Raw genomic sequence first — 6,368 nt, forward strand, 5'->3', positions numbered from 1 at the left:
GCCAAGATGAATAAAAAATTTAGAAAGTATTTATTTAAAAATTTAATTTTAGCTATTATTCTGATGCTTCTGCTTAGTTTTTCAACAACTGTACTGGCAGAACAGGTTAAATTTTCTTTTAATCCAGAAGAAGTTGATTTTGAGGGGGAAGTGAATGCAGTATATCTTGCTGGTTCATTTAATGACTGGCAGCCAGCTGCTGAAAAGATGAAAGGGCCGGATGCAGATGGTAATTATATTTTAGAATATAATCTGCGCCCGGGTGAGCATCAGTACAAATTTGTCATCAATGGTGAACACTGGTTTCATGATCCAACTAATGAGCTGACAACAGCTGATGGACACGGAGGAAAAAACTCAATCATTAATATTGGTGAAAAAGACATAGAAGAAGCTCAGGTCGGTGATGGTGAGATTAATAAAGAATTTGTTTTACATAATCCCGAAAATAGAGTGTATTTAAATAAATTTAATGAGGATAAAGTTGAGATCAGGCTGGAAACCAGAAAAAATGATGTAGAAACTGTAGCTTTAATGACCAAAATTGGTACTGAGAGAAACCAAAAACAGATGAGTCATTACAGTGCAGATAATAAAATTGACTACTGGACAGTTTCGCTCGACAATTTGGATGAAGCTCTGGAGTATACTTTTTTAATTAAAGATGCTGATTCCGAGCTGCTTTATCATCAAAATGGCAGCGGGTTTAATAACTTAAAATATTTTTTCTATGATCCTTCTGAAGTAGAGAGCTTTAAAACTCCAAAATGGGTGCAGGATGCTGTTTTTTATCAAATTTTCCCTGATAGATTTTATAATGGAAATCCAGCTAATGATCCAGAATTAATTGAAACCTATAAAAGCAACGAACAAAGATATAAAAATATAGTTCCAGAATGGTATCAGGGAATTAAAGAGAGTGAGAGTCATCAGCTTAACCCAGATAATTTTACTGATTTAGATCCATCAATTCACCCTAAATCAGGCTGGCATGTTTTCTATGGTGGTGACCTGCAGGGAGTTGAGCAGAAATTTAATTATTTAAAAGAGCTCGGCATTAATGCAATTTATTTTAATCCAGTTTTCGAAGCAACTGCAAATCACCGCTACAATACAGCTGATTATGGAAAAATAGATGATAATCTGACAGTAAAGGGAGATTTTGAAGCTTCTGAAGCTTATTTTGAGAAGTTTATAAAAAACGCACATCAAAATGGAATTAAAATTGTACTGGATGCAGTTTTTAACCACAGTGGTTTTGAGTTTTTTGCCTTTGAGGATGTGGTAGAAAACGGAAAAGACTCAGAATATAGTGACTGGTTTTATATTGAAGATTATCCAGTGACCACATTATATGAGCAGCGCACTGAAAACATAGAGCCAAATTATCAAGGCTGGGCAGGCTATGGAAATCATCCGGTTCTGAATTTAGATAATCCCGAAGTAAAAGATTATATTTATAAAATTACAGAAAAATGGATGGATCCTAATGGTGATGGAGATCCCAGTGATGGAATTGACGGCTGGAGGCTTGATGTTGCAAATGACGTTAAAGCCAGACACCCGGAATTCTGGCAGGAGTGGAGAAATTTTGTTAAAGAAATAAATCCAGCTGCCTATATAACAGGTGAAATTTGGAATAATGCTGCTCAGTATCTGCAGGGTGATGAATTTGATGCTGTTATGAATTACCGCTTTAGAGAGGCAGTCCTTGCATTTATCGCTGAAGAAAGAATAGATGCTCAGGATTTTATTAATAGAATTAATGAACCAAATTTAGATTATCCAACTCAGGCTGTTTTCAGTCTTCAGAATTTAATTGACAGTCATGATACGGAAAGATTTTTATACAGCTCTGGGGGTAATAAAGAAAAGCTTAAAATGGCTGCAGCTCTCCAGTTTACCTATCCAGGGGCTCCAATGGTCTATTACGGAACTGAAGTTGGCTTAAGTGGCGCTTCAGACCCGGATACACGCCGTACAATGCTCTGGGAAGAAAGACCAAATGGAAATAGTCCTGATCAGGAGCTATATCAATATTACAGCAAATTAGCCAAAATACGAAAAGAAAATAAGGTTTTACGAACAGCAGGAGTCCAATTTGAAGCTGTAGATAGTGAACCAAAAGTCGTGATTGTAAAACGAGAAGATGAAAATGGTAAAATATATACAGTTTTAAATACATCCCAAACAGCTAAAGAGATAAATTTAAAGCTTAAAAATGAAGTGCGGGCTATAGATTTACTGTCTGGAAAAGAACATCAATCTGATTCAGAAGAGTTAAGACTAAAATTAGAAGGTTATTCTACTGAAATCCTAAAAATTAATTAATAGTTCAAAAAAAGAGGCTGTACTGTTTATTTAACGATAATCACTTTAAATCACAAAATTAAGTGCAGTCTCTTTCAACAATTAGCTTGACAATCTCCTATAAAAAGTTATAAAATCTATATTAGACCGTAAAATTGTGGGAGTGATTTTTGTGAGTGATTTATTAATAATGACACCCGGCCCAACTGAGGTCAGCGAAGAGGTTAGACGGGCAATGAGCCGCAAAATTACCAACCCAGATCTTGATCCTGAATTTTTTGATTTTTACCTTGATGTCAGCTCAAAACTGCAGCAGGTATTGAAGACAAAAAATGATGTGATTATTATGAGTGGGGAGGGAATTTTAGGTCTTGAATCTGCCTGTGCTTCTTTAATTGAACCAGGGGATAGGGTTCTGGTCCTGGATAATGGAATCTTTGGCAGAGGTTTTGCAGATTTTGCTGATCTTTATGGTGCAGATGTTACAAGGTGGGAATTCCCATATAAGCAAGAGATTGATATAGATAAATTAGAAGCAAAGTTGGCAGAAGAAAATGATTTTAAATTTGCTACCTTTGTTCACTGTGAAACTCCTACTGGGGTAATAAATAATGCAGAAGAAATTACTAATTTATTAAATAAAAATAATATTTTATCAGTTGTAGATTCTGTTTCTGCAATTGGTGGTGTACCTATTGAAGTTGATGAATGGGGGATTGATATTATACTTGGTGGTTCTCAAAAATGTTTATCGGTACCACCAGGACTTACATTTATGAGCGTTAGTGATGCAGCCTGGGAAGCAGTTAATAATCGTGAAACAGCTGTTAGAGGTTATTATACCAATCTTCAACTCTGGCAGAACTGGTATGAGGAAAAATATTTCCCCTATACTCAGGCAATTAGTGATATTTATGCTCTGGATGCTGCTTTAAATAAATGGCTGGCAGATAAAGAAGTTTTTCAGCGCCACAGTAAAATTGCCGGTGCAGTAAGAAGTGCTATAAAAGAATCCAATCTAAGTTTATATGCAGAAAATGGTTATTCTGACACAGTAACAGCGATAGAAATACCTGAGGGGATAAGCTATCAGGAATTAAATCAGCTGATGACAGAAAGTCATAATGTAATGATTGCAGCTTCACTGGGAGAATTCGAAGATAAATTAATTCGGATTGGTCATATGGGAGAAAATTGTTATGAAGACAAACTTTATCGAACTTTAAAAGCATTTGATCATAGTTTAAGAGAGCTTGGCTTTGATCTAAATGTAGCACTACATAAAATTTTTGTAAATGAAATGGATTAAGGGGATGGAGCACCCCCTTTAACCACTGTTAGATGATGACAGTTGATGGCTCCTATCTAGTTAGGGATTTCCCTATCTGGATGGGAGCCTTTTTTTATTTCTTATTCGTTGGTACCAGGTACAAAACGGCCGTTTTGTACCTGGTACAGGATAAAAAATTCACAATTGAGGAGAGATTACTTTGGCTTTAAGTTTAGCATTAATTATTCTATTTGCTTTATTATTTGGGAGATTTTTTGATCGCTTAAAACTTCCTGCTTTACTGGGAATGCTTTTAATTGGTATTTTACTGGGGCCTTATGGTTTTGATTTAATCAGTCAGGATATCTTAAATATTTCTTCAGATTTGAGGATGATTGCCTTAATAGTGATTTTGATTAGAGCTGGTCTGGGGATAGAAAAAGAAACACTAAAAAAAGTAGGAGTACCTGCAGTTAAGTTGAGTTTCATTCCTGGTTTAATGGAAGGTGCAGCAGTAATAGTAGCTGCTGTTTACCTGCTCAATTTCGAGTTCATTGAAGCAGGAATTCTGGCTTTTATCATTGCTGCAGTTTCACCAGCAGTAGTGGTTCCTCAGATGTTGTCCTTAATCGAACAGGGGAAGGGGGCAGCCAAAGGAGTTCCAACACTTGTTTTGACAGGTGCTTCGGTTGATGATGTAGTTGCAATTACTATATTTTCAGCCTTTTTAAGTATTTATGGTGGGCAGCAGATTAATATTTATAGACAGATATTAAATGTACCTCTCGCCATATTTTTAGGAATAATTTTGGGCACAGTAATCGCCTTATTTTTAATCTATATTTTTAAAAAATATCATATTCGTGATACTAAAAAAGCACTTTTGATTTTAAGTTTTGGTATTTTAATGAACTCCCTGGAACATTTTTTAGAAGGAATTATTCCGATTGCTACTCTGCTTGGAATAATGGTAATTGGGTTTGTGATTCAGGAGCGTTATTCAGTTTTAGGGAAAAGACTTTCTTCTAAATTCAATAAAATCTGGGTTTTTGCAGAACTAATGTTATTTGTTTTAATAGGGGCTGAAGTTAATATTCAGCTTGCATTTGAATCAGGACTTTTAGGTTTAATCATCATTGCAGTTGGTCTTACTGCCAGATCGGTCGGTGTTTTAATTTCTCTGATGGGGACAGAACTTAATTTAAAAGAGCGGGGGTTTTGTGTTCTTGCTTATACACCAAAAGCAACAGTTCAGGCGGCAATTGGTGCAATTCCGCTGGCTGCTGGAGTAGCTTCTGGAGAATTAATTTTAGCACTGGCTGTATTATCGATTGTGGTAACAGCACCTCTGGGCGCTGCAGCTATTAAAACTGCAGGTAGACACTGGTTGAGTGGTAATCCTAATACTTAATTAAATTTAAAAAATAAAGTTGCAGATTTGTGATTTGCCTCACTGACTGTTTTTGAACATTTGATTATAATAATTTTATAAGATAAAATATTGTTAATAGGTGTCAGCAGGAGGTTAAATTATGATAGCAGCAGTGATTAATATATCTGCTTTAGTTTTAGTTCTATTTTCATTGATTAAAGATAAAGAAAAATCAAAACAGGCGTTAAAAATTGCAGTTTTAAAAGGATTAGGCCTGGCTCCTCAGCTTATTTCTTTGGTTGCAGTAATTGGTATTATTTTTTCATTTTTACCGCCGGAGTTAATTAAAGAATTTTTAGGAGGAGATTTTTCTTTGATACAGGTTGGGGGAGCAGCATTATTTGGAGCAGTTATGATGATTCCAAGTCTGATAGCCTTACCTTTAGCAGGCTCTTTAATTGATGCAGGGGCATCTTATACACCGGTAGCAGCTTTTATTACTACTTTAACGATGGTTGGTTTTGTGACAATACCAGTTGAATTAAAAGAATTAGGTAAAAAGATAACAATTTATCGGAATGGACTGGCTTTAATTTTTGCAGTGATAATTGCTTTTATGATTGGGGTGTTTATTTAATGGCAGCAGCAAATAATTTAGAGAATCAAAACAAAAAAAATAAACAGGAAAAAATGGCGGCTGAAAAAAAACAACAAAAATTTAATCAAAATATTAAAAAGACAATTAAGACTATAATTTTCTGGGGAATAGTACTGGCAGCTTTTAGATATATATTTCCAGATCGCTTTCCCGCAGCTATTTCGATGTCGTCCCGCTATTTAAAAGAGATGATTTTTGTTTTTCCAGCTGTTTTAGTAATCATGGGGCTGGCTGATCGCTGGGTACCAACGTCAATGGTAGAGAAATATCTGGGGCATAATTCCTCATTTCAGGGTAAATTTTTAGCAGTATTTTTAGGAACACTACCAACAGGACCAATGTATGTCGCTTTTCCAATTGCTGCAGAACTTCTGCGAAAAAAAGCAAGTCTCTCCAATGTGATAATTTTTTTAGGGGTTTGGGCTTCACTAAAAGTACCTCAACTGGGAGTAGAAATTCAATTTGTAGGGCTTAAATTTTCAATTCTGCGGTTTATATTTACACTTATTTCAATTTTTATTATTGGTCTTTTGATGGAAAAAATAATTGATACTTCCGAATTTACTGGAGCTGAATGATAAATATTAGCTTGAATAAGAGTCAGGATAAATTTCCTGACTTTTTTATATCAAGAACTTAGTATAAATTCAATATTTTTATATTTAGAGCTTTTTGCTTTGTACAATTTTTTCTTAAAAAAGAATAAAAAATTTGCAGTAAATATCTCCAATAATAATTAAAACTCTTCATTTCAGACA

General features: G+C 34.9%; 5 protein-coding genes and 1 riboswitch. All 5 genes read left to right on the forward strand.

All coding sequences use genetic code 11. The features are described 5' to 3' along the window. Positions 1–6: 6 nt before the first annotated feature. Positions 7–2,331 carry an alpha amylase N-terminal ig-like domain-containing protein gene (locus C8C76_RS07835; RefSeq protein WP_108140425.1) on the forward strand — a complete coding sequence of 775 codons (2,325 nt, stop codon included), beginning with the start codon at positions 7–9 and terminating at the stop codon, positions 2,329–2,331. 151 nt (positions 2,332–2,482) lie between these two features. Continuing rightward, the gene (locus C8C76_RS07840; RefSeq protein WP_108140428.1) at positions 2,483–3,619 is read left to right on the forward strand and encodes a pyridoxal-phosphate-dependent aminotransferase family protein; all 1,137 of its coding nucleotides are present in this window, start codon (positions 2,483–2,485) and stop codon (positions 3,617–3,619) included. Continuing rightward, positions 3,611–3,681, forward strand: a riboswitch (Fluoride riboswitch). Its footprint overlaps the gene before it by 9 nt. A 119-nt stretch (positions 3,682–3,800) precedes the next feature. Beyond that, the gene (locus C8C76_RS07845) at positions 3,801–4,991 is read left to right on the forward strand and encodes a cation:proton antiporter domain-containing protein (RefSeq protein WP_108140430.1); all 1,191 of its coding nucleotides are present in this window, start codon (positions 3,801–3,803) and stop codon (positions 4,989–4,991) included. A 121-nt stretch (positions 4,992–5,112) separates the two neighbouring features. Continuing rightward, a complete protein-coding gene (locus tag C8C76_RS07850; RefSeq protein WP_108140432.1) occupies positions 5,113–5,589 on the forward strand; it encodes a permease in 477 nt (158 codons plus the stop codon). Then, positions 5,589–6,188 (forward strand): permease, encoded by a 600-nt coding sequence (locus C8C76_RS07855; RefSeq protein WP_108140434.1) that lies wholly within the window; start codon positions 5,589–5,591, stop codon positions 6,186–6,188. The genes C8C76_RS07850 and C8C76_RS07855 overlap by 1 nt, the downstream gene beginning before the upstream one ends. Positions 6,189–6,368 lie beyond the last annotated feature (180 nt).

This window comes from Halanaerobium saccharolyticum (genome assembly GCF_003053565.1).
Lineage (GTDB): Bacteria > Bacillota > Halanaerobiia > Halanaerobiales > Halanaerobiaceae > Halanaerobium > Halanaerobium saccharolyticum_B.